Genomic DNA, 15,425 nt, shown 5'->3' with positions numbered 1-15,425 from the left:
CAAACCGGCAGGCTCCAATCGCACCCAATCGTTGTCCGGGTGACAAAGTCGGGGGTAATCCCGTAACTGCCCGGGCTGGCGGGACATCGACAATCCCGCGACTCTCAACGGTGGCCTTCGAAACATCATGTCCCATTCCCTGTTCTCTCCCCGGCGTCGGTGGTTGGCCTGCGCGCTGCTTCCACTGTGTGCCCTGTCTTTGGCTCCCTGGCAGGTCCGTGCCGACACGACGGAGCCCATCGTGCTGGAGCAGACAGTGGCACTGACCGGCCCGCTCGGCGACCTGGGACAGGAATTCAGCCGGGGCGCCAAGGTGTACTTCGACGCCCTCAACGCACGCGGTGGTGTGCAGGGTCGCAGCGTCAAGCTGGTGGTCCATGACGACGCCTACGACCCGAAGAAGACGGTGGAGATCGCCCAGGGTGTGATCGCCAACGCAAGCGCATTCGCATTCTTCGGCAGCTTTGGCACTGCCAACAATGAAGCCTTGATCCCGCTGGCGCAGTCGGCGGGCATGCCCGTGATCACACCCTACACCGGCGCCAACTCGGTGCGTGCGAAGTCGCTCTCTGGTGTCTTCAACCTGCGGGCCAGCTATGCCGACGAGGTGGAGCGCTCGGTGGAACATCTGGCCACGGTGGGCATCCAGCGCCTCGCTGTGATCCACCAGAACAATGCCTTCGGCAAGGAATACCTGGCCGCCGCCCATGCGGCCATGGAAAAGCGCGGGCTCAAGCCCGTATTGGTGGCGTCGGTGGAGAACGATGCCTCGGACGTGAATGCCGTGGCAGAGAAGGCTGCGGGGAGCAGTGCCGAGGCGGTGTTGCTCGGTCTGGCAGGCAAGCCGGCCATCGAGGCCATCAAGGGCATCAGCCAGCGTCGCCGTGGCCTGACCCTGTACGGCCTGTCGGTGTTGGGTACCGCCTCCAACATCAAGGCACTGGGGTCGGCAGGCACGGGGGTGGCGATCACGCAGGTGGTGCCGTTTCCGACCAACCCGGCCTTGCCGCTGGTGCGGGAGTACCAGCAGGCCATGACCGCAGCCGGGTTCACCGACTTTTCGCACCAGAGCCTGGAGGGCTATGCCAATGCCAAGCTCGCTGCGGAAGGCTTGCGGCGCGCCGGCAAGAACCTGTCGCGCAGCAGTTTCGTGGCCGCCATGGAGGAAATGCGCGGCCTCAACCTGGGCGGTGTCACGGTCAGCTTCGGGCAGGGCGCCGCCAGCGGCTCGAAATTTGTCGAGCTGACGCTCATCGGCTCCCAGGGCCGCCTCATCAAGTAGGGGTGTGGATCAGGCCTTGGGTCAGCCCTGTGCCACGGGGCGGTCGGGGTGTGCACACCACTCGCTCCAGCTGCCGGCAAACAGCGCCGGGGTCGGATAGCCCGCCAGGACCATGGCCAGCACATTGGGAACGGCGGTCACGCCGCTGCCGCAATGGTGCACCACATGGGCCGCATCGCGCTGACCCAACAGAGACTGAAATTCCGAACGCAGCTGCGCCGCCGGTTTGAATTTGCCGTCGGGCCCGAAGTTGCTGGTGAAGGGACGGTTCAGGGCGCCGGGAATGTGCCCTGCCTTGGGGTCCAGGGGCTCGACCTCGCCGCGAAAGCGCGGCGCTCCACGGGCGTCAATGATGTGCTGGTCGGGCTGGCCCAGGTGCGCGAGAACCGTATCGGCATCGACCAGGGTGACACGGGGTGGATGCAGTGCAAAGTCGCAGGCGGTGGCGGGTGCCGCTTCACCGGTGGCTGTGGCCCCCCCGGCAGCCACCCAGGCCTGCAGTCCGCCGTCCAGCACGGCCACGGCTTCGTGGCCTAGCCATTGCAGCATCCACCACAGGCGGCCGCAGTAGTGCACGCCCTGGCGGTCGTAGACCACGACCTGGGTGCTGTTGCCGACGCCCTGGCTTCCGATCCATTGGGCGAACGACTCGCGGGTCGGCAAGGGGTGGCGCCCGCCATTGACGGCCGGGCGCTCCCCCTTGGCGCTGAGGTGCAGGTCAAGGTGGGCATAGCGCGCGCCCGCAATGTGCTGCTGTGCAAACTGTTCGGGCCCGGCCTGCGGGTTCGCGAGCTCGGAACTGCAGTCAAAGATCACCAGCGGGCTGCCACTGGACTGCAGGGCCTGGAGCTGTTCGACGGTGATGAGGGTGGAATAGGGCATGTGGCAGTCCTGGGTGCGAAGGTGCTGCGCATGATAGCGCCCGCTTCGGCGTCTCGGCGCAGGGTCGTCGGCGGGAGTGCGGTGCTGTCGACTGCGGGACTCGGCTGCCTTCCGGTGACCATCAGAATCCGCGCCCAGCCGCATTGGCCGCTTTCCATGGCAGGCAGTGGCGGTGTGCCCCGCGCCGTGGAATGCGCCATGGCGGGGTGATTCATAGCAACAAGAGGAGTCAGGAATGGTGCCGGTTTGGAAACGTTGGATGGCCTGTCTGGGCGTGGTATGGGGCTCGGTGGCGGGTGCCGCGACGGTGGATGTCGCGGGGGTCAAGTTCGCCGATGAATTGGCGCTTGGCGGTACGGCCTTGCGCCTGAATGGCGCGGGGGTGCGCTACAAGGCCATCTTCAAGGTCTTTGCCGGGGGGCTCTACCTGACACGCAAGTCCGCTACAGCGGAAGAGGTACTGTCGGCCCCAGGCCCCAAACGCATGCAGATCAATCTGTTGGTGGATGTGGAGGCCAAGAAATTCAGCAAGGAATTCATCCGTGGGTTCGATGACAACGCCAACAAGTCCGAGATGGCGCCACTGGTGCCGGGACTGATACGCATGGGCCAGATACTGGGCGACCACGGCAAGTTCATGGCCGGTGAGAGCTTCACCATCGACTGGCTGCCGGGTACCGGCGCGGTCCTGGCCATCAACAACAAGGTGCAGGGCGAGCCGTTCAAGGAGGTCGAGTTCTACAACGCCTTGCTGTCGATCTGGGTCGGCAAGTCGCCCGCCGACTGGAGATTCAAGGACGCCGTACTGGGGCGATGAGCCCGAGAGGCTCAGTGGTCCTCGGCGGGCGTCTGCGGCAGGGCACGGGTGCGCAGCACGGTGGCAAGGATGCCGCTGACGACGATGAGCGCGATGCCCAGCCAGCCCAGCACCGGGATGGTGTCGTTGAACAGAACCACGCTGAACAGCGAAGCAAACACGATGCCCGAGTACTGCAGGTTGGCCACGACCAGGGTGGCGCCTTGGCGATAGGCGCGTGTCAGGCTCCACTGGCCCAGCGAGGCCAGCACGCCGATGGGAATGAGCCAGGCTGCATCCTGCCAGCGTACGCTGCTCCAGGTGGTGATGCCGCCCGCGAGCATGCCCACGAGACCCACCAGCGTGGTGCCGACGGAGAAATAGAACACCACGCGTTCTTCCGGCTCTCCTGCCTTGCCCAGGGCGGTGACCTGCATGTAGGCCAGGGCCGCGCCCATGCCCGACATCATGCCGACCAGACCTGCAAACAGCTGGGTGTGGTCCATGGTGGGGCGCAGGGCCATCAGCACGCCAACGAAGCCCATCAGCACCGCCGCCAGCAGCGGCCCCTGGCGCTGTGGCGCATTGCCGTACAGCAGCGCACCACCGACGATGAACGCTGCGATCCAGACGCTGCTCGTGTAATTCAGCGTCATGGCTGTGGCCAGGGGCAGTTGGGCAATGGCGTAGAACCAGGTGCCCATGGCAAAGACGCCGGCTGCACTGCGTGACACGTGCAGCATGGGAACGGGGGTGCGCCAGTCGATACGCCGAACGGCCAGCACCGTGCCCATGAATACCATGGCAACCAGGCCGCGGTAGAACAGGATTTCCAGCGTGCCGAAGCTCTGCGACGCGTACTTGATGCCGACCGCCATGAGCGAGAAGAAGAAGGTGCCCAGCACCATCCAGGAGGCTTGCATGCGGAAATCCTAGTATGAAAAATGCCGCAACCCCTTGCGGAAATTGCGGCAGAAGCTATTGAAAATGTAGCAAATGATGCGCTTGGTCAGGCATTGAGCGGATCAGCTGCCTATGGCATCGGGTGCGATGCGCTGGCGGTACCACTCGTGGAAGTGCTGCATACCGTCTTCCATGGGGGTCTGGTAGGGGCCCACTTCGTTGTCGCCGCGCTGGTACAGGGCCCGGCGTCCCTCGTCCATGCGCTCACCAATCTCGTCGTCCTCGATGCAGGTCTCCATGTAGGCCGCGCGCTGGGCCTCCACGAACTCGCGCTCGAAAGCGGCAATTTCTTCCGGGTAGTAGAACTCGACCATGTTCATGGTGCGGTCTGGCCCCATGGGGTGCAGTGTGGAAACCGTCAGCACATGCGGGTAGGCCTCGACCATGATGTGCGGGTAGTAGGTGAGCCACACGGCACCAAAGCTCGGGGCCTGGCCTTCGCGCACCGCCAGCAAGGCCTTCTTGTAGCGCTCGTACACGGCCGAGCCGCCGCCAGCCAGGGCTGCGGCTAGGCCTTTGGCGACGCCGACGGTCTGTACCGAGTACTCGCTCTTGAATTCCCAGCGCAGGTCGTCGCAGGTGACGAAGTTGCCCAAGCCCGGGTGGAAGGGCGCCACGTGGTAGTCCTCCAGGTAGACCTCGATGAAGGTCTTCCAGTTGTACTTGCACTCGTGCATTTCCACGTGGTCGAGCACGAAGCCGTCGAAGCTCAGGGCTTCGCGCGGGCCCATGCCGTTCAGGTCGGCAGCAATGTCGCGCCCGTTGTCCTCGAACAGCAGACCGTTCCATTCGCGCAGGCGGTAGTTGTTCAGGTTCAGGCACGGGTCGTGGCTGAAGTGGGGTGCACCGATGAGCGTACCGGTGGCGTTGTTGCCTGTGGGTGCGCCGCTGTAGGTCCAGCGATGGATGGGGCACACGATGTTGCCCGAGCCCTGCGCGCGCAGGTTGCCGCGTCCCTTGAGCATGACGGCCTGACGGTGGCGGCAGACATTGGAGATCAGTTCCACCCCCTGGGCGTTGCGTACCAGCGCCCGTCCCCCTTGTTCCTGGGGCAGGGCATAGTAGTCGCCGTGCTCCGGAACCGACAGGACATGGCCGACGTATTTCGGGCCTCGTGCAAAAAGTTGCTTCATTTCCAGGGCATACAGCGCTGGATCGAAATAGCTTGAAACTGGTAGTTGGCTAACAGCCGGCTGCAGTTGAAGACTTAAATCAGACATGGGTGACCTGACCTAAAGACTCCCCACAGGGGGACGCGTCACACGTGAAGGAGGTGTGCGCAGGGTGAAACAAAAAGCGCAAAGCCCCGAAGTGAGTGCCCTGCGCCGCCAAGAGCCCGGGATTGTACCCCCACCCCCGCGATCGACCTAGGCTTAAACAGGGGTATTGGCCCCGCACCGCTCCCGAAGGCTGGCTGCCAGGGCCTAAAATCAGCCTTTTTTGCCGCGCAGTCTGCGCCTGACCCATGCCCAAGGCTCCTCCATCCACCGCGACTGCTGTCGAAGCCCCTGCCAGTTACGAAGCTGCCCTGGCTGAATTGCAGCGCATCGTCGAGGCGCTGGAGTCGGGCAGCATGCCGCTGGAGCAGATGCTCTCAAGCTACCAGCGTGGTGCCGAACTGCTGAATTTCTGCCGTGGCAAGCTGCAGGCGGTGGAAGAGCAGGTGCGTCTGATCGACGGCAGTGTCTTCAAACCCAAGCGCGCAGGCACCGTGTGACCATGGACGTGTCTTTCGATTTCCAGCGCTGGATGGCGCAGCGCCTCGACACCGTCGAGCGCGCTTTGGCGCAGTGGGTGAGTGTACGTTCGGACGCCAGCGCCGACCACGACGCGCCCGCGGCCCTGGTGGAGGCCATGCGTTACGCGGTGCTCGATGGTGGCAAGCGTTTGCGCCCGCTGCTGGTGCTGGCGGCATGCGAGGCTGTGGCTTCTTCGGGCGCCGATGCCCAAGCGGGGCAGGCGGCAGCGCTGCGCGCGGCCTGCGCGGTGGAGCTGATCCATGCCTATTCCCTGGTGCACGATGACATGCCGTGCATGGACAACGACGTGCTGCGCCGGGGCAAGCCCACGGTGCATGTGCGCTTTGGTGAAGCCTCGGCCTTGCTGGCCGGCGACGCCTTGCAGGCCCTGGCCTTTGAGCTGCTCACCCCTGTGGACGGCAGCGTGCCCGCAGCCGTGCAGGCGCGCCTGTGCGCCGTGCTGGCGCGGGCGTCGGGCTGTGCGGGCATGGCGGGTGGCCAGGCCATCGATTTGGCGAGTGTGGGCGAGCAGCTGTCGGAACAGCAGTTGCGCACCATGCACCAGCTCAAGACCGGTGCGCTATTGCAGGCGAGCGTGCTCATGGGCGCGGAATGTGCTGCAGCAACGGGTGTGGCAATGCAGGCCCTCAAGGCCTATGGTGCCGCCATCGGCCTGGCCTTCCAGGTGGTCGACGACATTCTGGATGTGACGGCCGATTCCGCCACGCTGGGCAAGACCGCCGGCAAGGACGCCGACAACGACAAGCCGACCTACGTGTCCATCATGGGCCTGGAGCGCAGCCGAGCCTATGCCCAGTCGCTGCTGGAGCAGTCGCTGCAGGCCCTGGCTGACAGCGGCTTGGCCGATACCCGCTCGCTGCAGGCGCTGGCCCACATGGTGGTCGGCCGATCCAGCTGACTTCAGGATAAATCGGCCGCCTGCCCGCATAGAACAAGCGTAACAAGCTATAAAAAGAGTAGTGAAACCATGCCGCACACGCAAGCTGTCTCCCTGAGTTCCATCCAGTCCCCGGCGGACTTGCGTCGTGTGCCGAGAGCCCAGTTGCGTGGCCTGGCCGACGAGTTGCGCAGCTACCTGCTGGAATCGGTGGCCAAGACCGGTGGACACCTGAGCTCCAACCTGGGCACGGTGGAACTCACGGTGGCCCTGCACTACGTGTTCAACACGCCCGAAGACCGCATCGTCTGGGACGTGGGACACCAGACCTACCCGCACAAGATCCTCACCGGCCGCCGCGACCGCATGCACACGCTGCGCCAGATGGGTGGCCTGTCCGGCTTCCCGCAGCGGGCCGAAAGCGTGTACGACACCTTCGGCACGGCACACTCCAGTACCTCGATTTCGGCGGCTCTGGGCATGGCGCTGGCCGCACGCCAGAAGGGTGAGGACCGCCATGCGATTGCCGTCATCGGAGATGGTGCCATGACGGCCGGCATGGCCTTCGAGGCGCTCAACCACGGCGGCGTGGAAGACTGCAGGCTGCTGGTGATCCTCAACGACAACGACATGAGCATCAGCCCGCCGGTGGGTGCGCTCAACCGCTATCTGGCCCAGCTCATGAGCGGGCAGTTCTATGCCGCGGCAAAGAACGTGGGCAAGACGGTGCTCAAGGGTGCTCCGCCCCTGTTTGAGCTGGCCAAGCGCATCGAGGAACATGCCAAGGGCATGGTGGTGCCGGCCACGCTGTTCGAAAAGTTCGGGTTCAACTACATCGGTCCCATCGACGGACACGACCTCGAGTCGCTGATCCCCACGCTGGAGAACATCAAGCACCTGCAAGGGCCGCAGTTCCTGCACGTGGTGACCAAGAAGGGGCAGGGCTACAAGCTCGCCGAGGCCGATCCGATTGCCTACCATGGCCCGGGCAAGTTCGACCCCGCCGTGGGTCTGCAGAAGCCCGCCACACCGCCCAAGACCACGTTCACGCAGGTGTTCGGTCAGTGGCTGTGCGATATGGCCGAGAAGGACGACAAGCTGGTCGGAATTACCCCTGCCATGCGCGAAGGCTCGGGCATGGTCGAATTCCACAAGCGCTTCCCGGACCGTTACTACGACGTGGGCATTGCCGAGCAGCATGCGGTCACCTTTGCCGCCGGACTGGCCTGTGAAGGTCTGAAACCGGTAGTGGCGATCTACTCCACCTTCCTGCAGCGTGCCTACGACCAGGCCATCCACGACGTGGCGCTGCAGAACCTGCCGGTGGTGTTTGCGCTGGACCGCGCCGGGTTGGTGGGGGCCGACGGCGCCACCCACGCCGGTGCCTACGACATCGCCTACCTGCGCTGCATTCCCAACTTCAGCGTGGCTTGCCCGGCCGACGAAGCCGAGTGCCGCCAGCTGTTGAGCACCGCCTATGCCCAGAACCACCCGGTCGCCGTGCGCTATCCGCGCGGCAGTGGTGCGGGTGTGGTGCCCGCGGCGGATCTGGAACCCTTGCCGTTCGGCAAGGGCGAGGTGCGCCTGCAGGGCAAGGGCGTGGCCATTCTGGCCTTTGGTACCTTGGTCTACCCGGCCCTGCAGGCCGCAGAGGCCTTGGGTGCCACCGTGGTCAACATGCGTTGGGCCAAGCCGCTCGACACCGCCCTGCTGCTGGAAGTGGCAGCGCAGCACGATGCGCTGGTCACGGTGGAAGAAGGCTGCATCATGGGTGGCGCCGGCAGTGCCGTGCTGGAAGCATTGAATGCAGCCAGTGTGCTGCGCCCGGTGCTGCAGTTGGGCTTGCGCGACGAGTTCATCGAACACGGTGATCCGGCCAAGCTGCTGGCCTTGCAGGGGCTGGATGCCGCAGGCATCGAGGCTGCAATTCGCGCGCGCTTTGCGTCCGCACTGGCATGCGCCGCGGTTCCCAAGGCGGCCTGATCTGACGCGAAACTTGCAAGTGCCACTGCCTACACTTGCAGAAAGCTGAAGGCGTCGTTTCTAGGGTTATTTTCGAGGGAAAACCCGCAGGGTTGACCGCGGTGGCGTTCCTACAATGACCGCAGACCGTAATTGCGTCTTGTGTCGTGCTGTTCCAGCATGGCATGTTCCCTAACCATCCAAGGAGTCAATACATGGATCGTCGTTCCGCCCTCAAGAACGCTGGCGTCGCCGGTGTAATCGCCGCTGGTGCTGCACCCGCTGTGCAGGCCCAGTCGGCCACTATTCGCTGGCGTCTGGCCTCCAGCTTCCCCAAGGCGCTGGACACCATCTTCGGTGCCGCTGAAACCTTCGCCAAGAAAGTCGGCGAAATGTCCGGTGGCAAGTTTGTCATTACCGTGCATCCCGGTGGCGAGCTGATGCCTCCCTTCGGCGTGGTCGATGGCGTGCAAAACAAGACCGTGGAAATGGCTCACACCGCCCCCTATTACTTCTTCGGCAAGGACGAGACCTTTGCACTGGGTTGCGCCATCCCCTTCGGTCTGAACAGCCGCCAGATGACCGCCTGGCAGTACCAGGGCAATGGCTTGAAGCTGATGCGCGAGTTCTACGCCAAGTACAACATCGTCAGCTTCCCCATGGGCAACACCGGTGCGCAGATGGGCGGCTGGTACCGCAAGGAAATCAAGTCGGTCAAGGACATCAAGGGCATGAAGATGCGCATTGGTGGCTTTGCCGGTAAGGTGTTCGAGCGCATGGGTGGCGTGCCCCAAAACATTCCTGGCGGTGAAATCTACACCGCATTGGAAAAAGGCACCATTGACGCCGCTGAGTGGGTGGGTCCGTACGACGACCAGAAGCTGGGCTTCAACAAGGTTGCGCCCTTCTATTACTACCCCGGCTGGTGGGAAGGTGGCCCACAGCTCGACCTGTACATCAACAAGGAAGCGTACGAGGCACTGAGCCCCGAATACAAGGCGATTGTGGAAGCGGCTGCGGCCTATGCCCACACCGAAATGCAAGCCAAGTACGACGCCAAGAACCCCGGAGCGCTCAAGCAGCTGGTAGGCCAGAAGGTCAAAGTGCTGCCCTTCCCCAAGGATGTGATGGACTTGGCTTTCAAGGAAGCCATGGCTATCTACGCCGAACTGAGCGCCAAGAACGAAAACTGGAAGAAGGTCTACGAAGACATGGCCGCTTTCCGCAAGGACCAGAACCTGTGGTTCCGTTTCACAGAAGCGCGTTTCGACAGCTTCATGCAGGCGCAAAAGCTGTAAGCACCGCATCGGCCTTCGGGCCGACGTACAGAACCCCGCCTTGGCGGGGTTTTTTTATGGCCGTGCGTTCTCTTCCTGGTTGTGAGCGCCAAAAAACAGGGGCCCCAGAGGCCCCTATTGCGCGTGCACTGTGGGCCCGCGGAATTGTTTTAGTGCAGCAGGTTGTACTGGATGATGTAGGCAATCGCTCCACCGGCATAGCCCAGCAAGGCCAGGCCGCTGATGCGTTTCATGTACCAGAAGAAGTCGATCTTCTCCAGGCCCATGGCCGCCACACCGGCGGCGGAGCCGATGATGAGGATGGAGCCGCCCGTACCAGCACAGTAGGCCATGAATTCCCACAGGAAGCTGTCGGTGGGGTACTGCTCCAGGCTGTACATGCCCATGCTGGCGGCTACCAGAGGCACGTTGTCCACCACTGCACTCACCAGCCCGATCAGGACAACGATGATGTCCTGGCGGCCCACGGTGGTGTCCAGCCATTTGGCAATGCTGGAGAGGATATGGGTGTGCTCCAGCACCGCCACGCTGAGCAGGATGCCAATGAAGAACACGATGGAGCTCATGTCGATGCGGGTGAGTGCCCGTGCCAGCGTCAAGCGCTGCTTGCGCAGGTCTTCGGTCTTGCGGTGCACCAAGTCACCCACCAGCCACAGCACGCCCAGGCCCAACAGAATGCCCATGAAAGGCGGCAGGTGGGTCACGGTCTTGAACACCGGTACCAGCACCAGGATGGAAAGACCCATGTAGAACATGAGGTTGCGCTCGAAGGCGCTGGTCTCGAAGGGCTCTTCTTCGGGGTTGCGCTGTGGTGCAATGACCGGGCGGTTTCCCAGCACCATGGCGGTCACCGCGAGTGGTACCAGCAGGTTGATCATGGAGGGAATGAACAGTCCTTTCATGATCTCCACGGCTGTGATTTGGCCGCCAATCCACAGCATGGTGGTGGTGACGTCGCCGATGGGTGTCCAGGCGCCACCGGCGTTGGCTGCAATGATGATGATGCCCGCAAAGAACAGGCGGTCTTCGCGCTTGTCGAGCAGCTTCTTCATCAGCGACACCATGACGATGGTGGTGGTCAGGTTGTCGAGGATGGAGCTCAGGAAGAACGCCACGAACCCCACCATCCACATCAGACTGGAGAGCTTCTGCGTCTTGATGCGCGAGGTGATGACCTCGAAGCCGTTGTGCGCGTCCACCACCTCGACGATGGTCATGGCACCCATGAGGAAGAACACGATCTGCGCCGTGCCCATGAGCGATTCGTTGAGGTGCTCGCCCACCAGGTGGGCGTCGCCCTGGCCCAGCGCGTAGATGGTCCACAACAGGCCCGCGCCGAGCAGGGCGCTGGCCGACTTGTTGATGTGCAGCGGGTGTTCGAGCGCAATGGCGGCGTAGGCCAGCACAAAAATGATGACGAGTGTGGTCAGCATGCTGTCTCCTTTGTAGTTATGGAAAAAAAGGGGCCCGCCGGGCCCCTTGTTGTGTCGGCCCGGCTCAGGGCTTCTTCTTGGCGTCTTTCTCGGCCTCTTCCAGCATGGCTTTCATGGGGTCGTCTTCCTTCGCGGCATCGGCGGCCGGGTTGGGCATTTCGCCCTCTTTGGCCTCGCCTTCCTTGGCGGCGTTTTCCATCGCTGCCGCGGGGTCTGCTTCACCCTCGGCCTTGGGCATTTCCAGCTGCTCCATGATCTGGTCGGCGTTCAGGGTTTCGGTTTTTTCGATCCCTCCGGTGACCAGCACCGGGAAGGCAACAACTGCAACCACCATGATCAGCTGCAGGATGATGAAGGCGATGGAGCCTTTGTAGATTTCCACGGTCTTGACCGAGGGAATCAGCTTGCCGGTGACACGGTCCTTGTAGTCGAACTTGGCGGCCACGCTGCGCAGGTAGAACAGCGCAAAGCCGAAGGGCGGTGTCAGGAACGAGGTCTGCAGGTTCATGGCAATGATCACGCCAAACCAGATCATCGCCTGGTCGGGAGTCATGCCGGGGACCAGACCGGGCAGTAGCTTCTCGGCCACGGGCGCCAGCAGCGGGATCACGATGAAGGCGATCTCGAAGAAGTCGATGAAGCAACCGAGGATGAACACCAGAATGTTCACCACGAGCAGGAAGCCCCAGGCGCCACCGGGCATGCTGGCGAACAGATGCTCGACCCAGATGTGGCCGTCGGCGGCGTTGAAGGTGAAGCTGAACACGGTGGAGCCGATCAGGATGAACAGCACGAAGCTGGCCAGCTTGGCGGTGTTTTCCAATGCCTGCTTCATCAGGCTGAAGGACAGGCGCTTCTTGCCAATGGCCAGCACCATGGCACCCAGTGCACCCATGGCGCCGCCTTCGGTGGGAGTGGCTACGCCCAGGAAGATGGTGCCCAGTACCAGGAAGATCAGGATCAGCGGTGGCATGAGCACAAAGGTCACTTGCTCGGCCAGGCGCGAAAGCAGCTTCAGGCCGATCACTTTGTTCACGATGGCCAGTGCCAGGCCGGTGAGGGAGGCCAGTGTCAAGGACATGATGACGATTTCATCGCCGGGCGACTTGGTGGCACGTTCCAGCCATTGGGTCATCAGGCCGTCGTGCACTTGGGCCCAGCCGTAGCCCACGGCGGTGCAGATCAGTGCCAGTGCCAGCAGGGACTTGTGGCCCGATGCACCGTTGTCTTCCTTGTACAGCAAGGCCTCGGGCGGCAAGGCCGGCACCATGGCGGGCTTGAAAATGGCCACGGCCACGATGAAGGCGATGTACAGGCCTACCAGCAGCAGACCGGGAATCAACGCGCCGGAATACATGTCACCGACGGAGCGACCCAGCTGGTCGGCCAGAACGATCAGCACCAGCGAAGGCGGAATGGCCTGCGCCAGGGTGCCCGAGGCAGTGATGGTGCCGGTGGCGATGGTGCGGCTGTAGCCGTAGCGCAGCATGACGGGCAGGGAGATGAGGCCCATGGAAATGACCGCTGCGGCCACAACACCGGTGGTAGCGGCCAGCAGCGCACCCACCAGGATGACGGCGATGGCCACGCCACCGCGCACCGGGCCGAACACCTGGCCTACCGTTTCCAGCAGGTCTTCGGCCATGCCGCTTCGCTCCAGGATGATGCCCATGAAGGTGAAGAACGGAATGGCCAGCAGGGTGTCGTTCTGCATGATGCCGAAGATGCGCAAGGGCAGAGCCTGGAACATGGCCGCGGGGAAGATGCCGGCCTGGATGCCGACAAAGCCCAGCCCCAGGCCGGTTGCTGCCAGACCGAAAGCGACGGGAAAGCCTGTCAGCAACACGGCGAACAGGGTGATGAACATGATGGGCACAAACTGCTGTGCCAGGAAAGTCTCTTGCATTACTTGGTACCTCCCAACTGGGCAGCGGCCTGGGCTTCGAGCGCTTCCAGGTGCTTTTGTTCGTCGGACTTGGTGTCTTCGCTATTCAATACGTCGGGGCCGTTGCCGGTGAGGAAGGCCAGGCGCTTGATGAGTTCGGACACACCCTGCAGCATCAGCAGGGCAAAGCCCACGGGGATGAGCAGGTAGGCCGGCCAGCGGATCAGGCCGCCAGCGTTTTGCGACATTTCACCGCTGGTGAAGGCCTGCATGAAGAAGGGCCAACCCAAGGAGATGCCGATGATGCAGAACGGAAACAGCACCGCCACGATGCCGACCACGTCCACCCAGTTGCGTCCGCGGTCCGACAGCTTGCTGGAGATGAAGTCGATGCGGACATGGGAATTCTTCAGGAAACCGTAGCTGGCCCCCAGCATGAACACGCCGGCAAACAGGTACCACTGGATTTCCAGCAGGCCGTTGGAGCTGCTGTTGAAGAACTTGCGCACCAGTGCATTGCCTGCACTGATGAGCGTGGTGGCCAGAATGAGCCACATGGTGAGTTTGCCGACCAGGGTGCTGACCTTGTCGATCAGTCTGGACAGCGAGAGCAAAGGTGTCATGGTTGTCTCCGTTGTAGTGGTGGGCAGCACAAAAACATTGGCAATACCCACTTGCGAGCCGCGAGTCTACGCCTTGTCTCTGGCTCGTGTGCTGAAGAGATGCTGACGGCTAGGGTTTGTCTGGGCTTGGCCAAGGCCCGTGAAATCGATTTTGACGACATTGCTCGGCGGGGCCTTTGGTGGCCAGCGATGTGACCGCTTTGACCGGCAGAAATACGTCGTACCGCTGTGGAGACTTCCAAACCGTTGCAATCCGGGCATTTTGCGCGGCTCGGGTGAGTTGTCCATTCCGCCGCAGGGCAGAAAGCTTATTTCGTGAGCAGTACAGGCAAAGTACTTTGGTGCAGAACTTTGGTTGTGACCGATCCCATGATCATTGCTGCGACACTGCTGTGCCCATGGGTCCCCATGACGATCCTTGTGCAGGCGTTGCTCGATCCGAATGCAACAATCGTCGATGCGACAGACCCCACCACGATGTGGACCGAGTGCGCAAGTCCAGTAGCTTCCACGAGGTCTTTTGCGGCCTGAACAGCGCGTTCACCGGCTTCGCGGTGGAATTCATCAATGGTTCCGCCGTCGATAAACCGGGTAACGTCCGACGGCAACGGCAGTTGCACATTGAGTAGCATCAACTTCGGTGTTGTAAGTCGTGCCTGTGCTTCGCTGATCGCAAGTTTCAAGGCGTGGATTGAATGGTCCGATCCATCAATCGGTACTAACCAATGCTCTGGTGTATGAGATGTCATTCCATTCTTTCCGTTATCGGTTTTCATTGGATGCCGCAGATATGTCGTGCGGACTTGGTGGTTGTCTTTGCCTTGCTTTCCACTTTCCGATGACGACCACTAGTACGGCTCCGATTGCAGAGAATACATAGTTCGCATGTGGCATTGATTCCGATAGCGACTTCGGCATGGCTGGGTCGGTCAGCATCATCCCTCCAGCAATCCAGCCCAACAGTGCCCCACCCAATGTGATTACTAGAGGGAATCGGTCCATGAGCGTCAACACCAGCTTACTTCCCCACACCACGATGGGGATAGATACCAAAATGCCGAATGTCACCAATATGAGCGACCCGTGGGACGCACCAGCGACGGCGATTACGTTGTCCAAACTCATGACTGCATCGGCAACAATGATCGTTTTGATGGCGTTCAACAGGGTGGTGCCACCGTCGATAGCGTCGTGTTGCTCATCTTCGGGGACGAGGAGCTTGATTCCAATCCAAAGCAACAGAAGTGCACCAAAAATCTTCAGGTAAGGCAACTCAAGCAGTCGCAGAGCGAAATAGATCAGTGCAATCCGTAGTCCGATCGCACCCACCACACCCCAGAATATCCCTCTATTGCGCTGCTCAGGCGGTAGCTTGCGACAGGCCAATGCAATAACGACGGCGTTGTCGCCGCCGAGCATGATGTCGATTGCGATGATTTGCAGTACGGAAATCCAAAACAACGATGAAGTGAAATCTGGCATGCTGGTTTTTTCAATGGCAACCAAGTGAATCGTACTTGGTAATTGCCTAGGTCTGGGGCCATAGCCGTGGGAAACGGATTCGGCCGGTGCAGATGTCTCCCCAGCGGTGCAACGGCTAACCAAAGTTGTTCACTATCAGTGCGCCGGATTGTCTTGCAGGGAATATTGGGACGAGTAGCGAA

General features: G+C 62.1%; 14 protein-coding genes. 6 read left to right on the top strand and 8 right to left on the bottom strand.

Going from position 1 to position 15,425, the window contains the following annotated elements:
* The first annotated feature begins 127 nt into the window (after window positions 1-127).
* On the top strand, window positions 128-1,282 hold the full coding sequence (locus tag RQP54_RS00365) for an ABC transporter substrate-binding protein (RefSeq protein WP_315676096.1): 1,155 nt from the start codon (window positions 128-130) through the stop codon (window positions 1,280-1,282).
* Window positions 1,283-1,303: 21 nt separating this feature from the next.
* Here RQP54_RS00365 and RQP54_RS00360 read toward each other — a convergent pair whose 3' ends face one another.
* Complete coding sequence (locus RQP54_RS00360; protein WP_315676095.1) at window positions 1,304-2,164, bottom strand: sulfurtransferase; 861 nt, start codon at window positions 2,162-2,164, stop codon at window positions 1,304-1,306.
* 238 nt (window positions 2,165-2,402) lie between these two features.
* Here RQP54_RS00360 and RQP54_RS00355 point away from each other — a divergent pair, with 238 nt between their 5' ends.
* Complete coding sequence (locus RQP54_RS00355) at window positions 2,403-2,981, top strand: chalcone isomerase family protein (RefSeq protein ID WP_315676094.1); 579 nt, start codon at window positions 2,403-2,405, stop codon at window positions 2,979-2,981.
* 11 nt (window positions 2,982-2,992) lie between these two features.
* On the opposite strand, the gene RQP54_RS00350 is transcribed toward RQP54_RS00355, so the two are convergent.
* Both RQP54_RS00350 and RQP54_RS00345 read right to left on the bottom strand, forming a co-directional pair.
* Window positions 2,993-3,883: a DMT family transporter gene (locus RQP54_RS00350; RefSeq protein WP_315676093.1), complete on the bottom strand. Its 891-nt coding sequence runs from the start codon at window positions 3,881-3,883 to the stop codon at window positions 2,993-2,995.
* Window positions 3,884-3,985: 102 nt separating this feature from the next.
* On the bottom strand, window positions 3,986-5,143 hold the full coding sequence (locus RQP54_RS00345; RefSeq protein ID WP_315676092.1) for an aromatic ring-hydroxylating dioxygenase subunit alpha: 1,158 nt from the start codon (window positions 5,141-5,143) through the stop codon (window positions 3,986-3,988).
* A gap of 245 nt (window positions 5,144-5,388) precedes the next feature.
* Between RQP54_RS00345 and xseB the strand changes: the two genes are divergently transcribed.
* The 4 genes from xseB to RQP54_RS00325 all read left to right on the top strand — a co-directional run bounded on the left by xseB (window position 5,389) and on the right by RQP54_RS00325 (window position 9,820).
* The gene (xseB, locus tag RQP54_RS00340) at window positions 5,389-5,640 is read left to right on the top strand and encodes an exodeoxyribonuclease VII small subunit (protein ID WP_315676091.1); all 252 of its coding nucleotides are present in this window, start codon (window positions 5,389-5,391) and stop codon (window positions 5,638-5,640) included.
* A gap of 2 nt (window positions 5,641-5,642) precedes the next feature.
* Window positions 5,643-6,581 carry a farnesyl diphosphate synthase gene (locus RQP54_RS00335; protein WP_315676090.1) on the top strand — a complete coding sequence of 313 codons (939 nt, stop codon included), beginning with the start codon at window positions 5,643-5,645 and terminating at the stop codon, window positions 6,579-6,581.
* A 69-nt stretch (window positions 6,582-6,650) separates the two neighbouring features.
* Entirely contained in the window at window positions 6,651-8,543 is a 1,893-nt protein-coding gene (gene dxs / locus RQP54_RS00330; RefSeq protein WP_315676089.1) for a 1-deoxy-D-xylulose-5-phosphate synthase, read from the top strand.
* Window positions 8,544-8,737: 194 nt separating this feature from the next.
* On the top strand, window positions 8,738-9,820 hold the full coding sequence (locus tag RQP54_RS00325) for a TRAP transporter substrate-binding protein (protein WP_315676088.1): 1,083 nt from the start codon (window positions 8,738-8,740) through the stop codon (window positions 9,818-9,820).
* Window positions 9,821-9,969: 149 nt separating this feature from the next.
* Here the strand turns inward: RQP54_RS00325 and nhaD are convergent, their stop codons facing one another.
* From nhaD to RQP54_RS00300, 5 genes are all read right to left on the bottom strand, one after another.
* Window positions 9,970-11,253, bottom strand: a complete 1,284-nt coding sequence (gene nhaD / locus RQP54_RS00320; RefSeq protein ID WP_315676087.1) for a sodium:proton antiporter NhaD — start codon at window positions 11,251-11,253, stop codon at window positions 9,970-9,972.
* 64 nt (window positions 11,254-11,317) lie between these two features.
* Window positions 11,318-13,159 carry a TRAP transporter large permease subunit gene (locus tag RQP54_RS00315; protein ID WP_315676086.1) on the bottom strand — a complete coding sequence of 614 codons (1,842 nt, stop codon included), beginning with the start codon at window positions 13,157-13,159 and terminating at the stop codon, window positions 11,318-11,320.
* Window positions 13,159-13,761 (bottom strand): TRAP transporter small permease subunit, encoded by a 603-nt coding sequence (locus RQP54_RS00310; RefSeq protein ID WP_315676085.1) that lies wholly within the window; start codon window positions 13,759-13,761, stop codon window positions 13,159-13,161. The genes RQP54_RS00315 and RQP54_RS00310 overlap by 1 nt, the downstream gene beginning before the upstream one ends.
* A 308-nt stretch (window positions 13,762-14,069) precedes the next feature.
* Window positions 14,070-14,537 carry a universal stress protein gene (locus tag RQP54_RS00305; RefSeq protein ID WP_315676084.1) on the bottom strand — a complete coding sequence of 156 codons (468 nt, stop codon included), beginning with the start codon at window positions 14,535-14,537 and terminating at the stop codon, window positions 14,070-14,072.
* Window positions 14,524-15,243, bottom strand: a complete 720-nt coding sequence (locus tag RQP54_RS00300; RefSeq protein ID WP_315677725.1) for a TerC family protein — start codon at window positions 15,241-15,243, stop codon at window positions 14,524-14,526. Before RQP54_RS00300 ends, RQP54_RS00305 begins: the two co-directional genes overlap by 14 nt.
* Between the last annotated feature and the right edge of the window lie 182 nt (window positions 15,244-15,425).

Origin of the sequence: Curvibacter sp. APW13, assembly GCF_032337135.1 — a bacterium.
In the GTDB taxonomy this organism is placed as follows: domain Bacteria; phylum Pseudomonadota; class Gammaproteobacteria; order Burkholderiales; family Burkholderiaceae_C; genus Allorhodoferax.
The sequence above is the reverse complement of the archived record's forward strand: the minus strand, read 5'-3'. Positions and strand labels throughout refer to the sequence as shown.

What these genes read in the sequence shown, in the direction of transcription:
- RQP54_RS00365 (WP_315676096.1), top strand. Translation starts at nt 128, where the DNA reads ATGTCCCATTCCCTGTTCTCTCCCCGGCGTCGGTGGTTGGCCTGCGCG.
- RQP54_RS00360 (WP_315676095.1), bottom strand. Translation starts at nt 2,164, where the DNA reads ATGCCCTATTCCACCCTCATCACCGTCGAACAGCTCCAGGCCCTGCAG.
- RQP54_RS00350 (WP_315676093.1), bottom strand. Translation starts at nt 3,883, where the DNA reads ATGCAAGCCTCCTGGATGGTGCTGGGCACCTTCTTCTTCTCGCTCATG.
- RQP54_RS00345 (WP_315676092.1), bottom strand. Translation starts at nt 5,143, where the DNA reads ATGTCTGATTTAAGTCTTCAACTGCAGCCGGCTGTTAGCCAACTACCA.
- xseB (WP_315676091.1), top strand. Translation starts at nt 5,389, where the DNA reads ATGCCCAAGGCTCCTCCATCCACCGCGACTGCTGTCGAAGCCCCTGCC.
- RQP54_RS00335 (WP_315676090.1), top strand. Translation starts at nt 5,643, where the DNA reads ATGGACGTGTCTTTCGATTTCCAGCGCTGGATGGCGCAGCGCCTCGAC.
- dxs (WP_315676089.1), top strand. Translation starts at nt 6,651, where the DNA reads ATGCCGCACACGCAAGCTGTCTCCCTGAGTTCCATCCAGTCCCCGGCG.
- RQP54_RS00325 (WP_315676088.1), top strand. Translation starts at nt 8,738, where the DNA reads ATGGATCGTCGTTCCGCCCTCAAGAACGCTGGCGTCGCCGGTGTAATC.
- nhaD (WP_315676087.1), bottom strand. Translation starts at nt 11,253, where the DNA reads ATGCTGACCACACTCGTCATCATTTTTGTGCTGGCCTACGCCGCCATT.
- RQP54_RS00315 (WP_315676086.1), bottom strand. Translation starts at nt 13,159, where the DNA reads ATGCAAGAGACTTTCCTGGCACAGCAGTTTGTGCCCATCATGTTCATC.
- RQP54_RS00310 (WP_315676085.1), bottom strand. Translation starts at nt 13,761, where the DNA reads ATGACACCTTTGCTCTCGCTGTCCAGACTGATCGACAAGGTCAGCACC.
- RQP54_RS00305 (WP_315676084.1), bottom strand. Translation starts at nt 14,537, where the DNA reads ATGAAAACCGATAACGGAAAGAATGGAATGACATCTCATACACCAGAG.
- RQP54_RS00300 (WP_315677725.1), bottom strand. Translation starts at nt 15,243, where the DNA reads ATGCCAGATTTCACTTCATCGTTGTTTTGGATTTCCGTACTGCAAATC.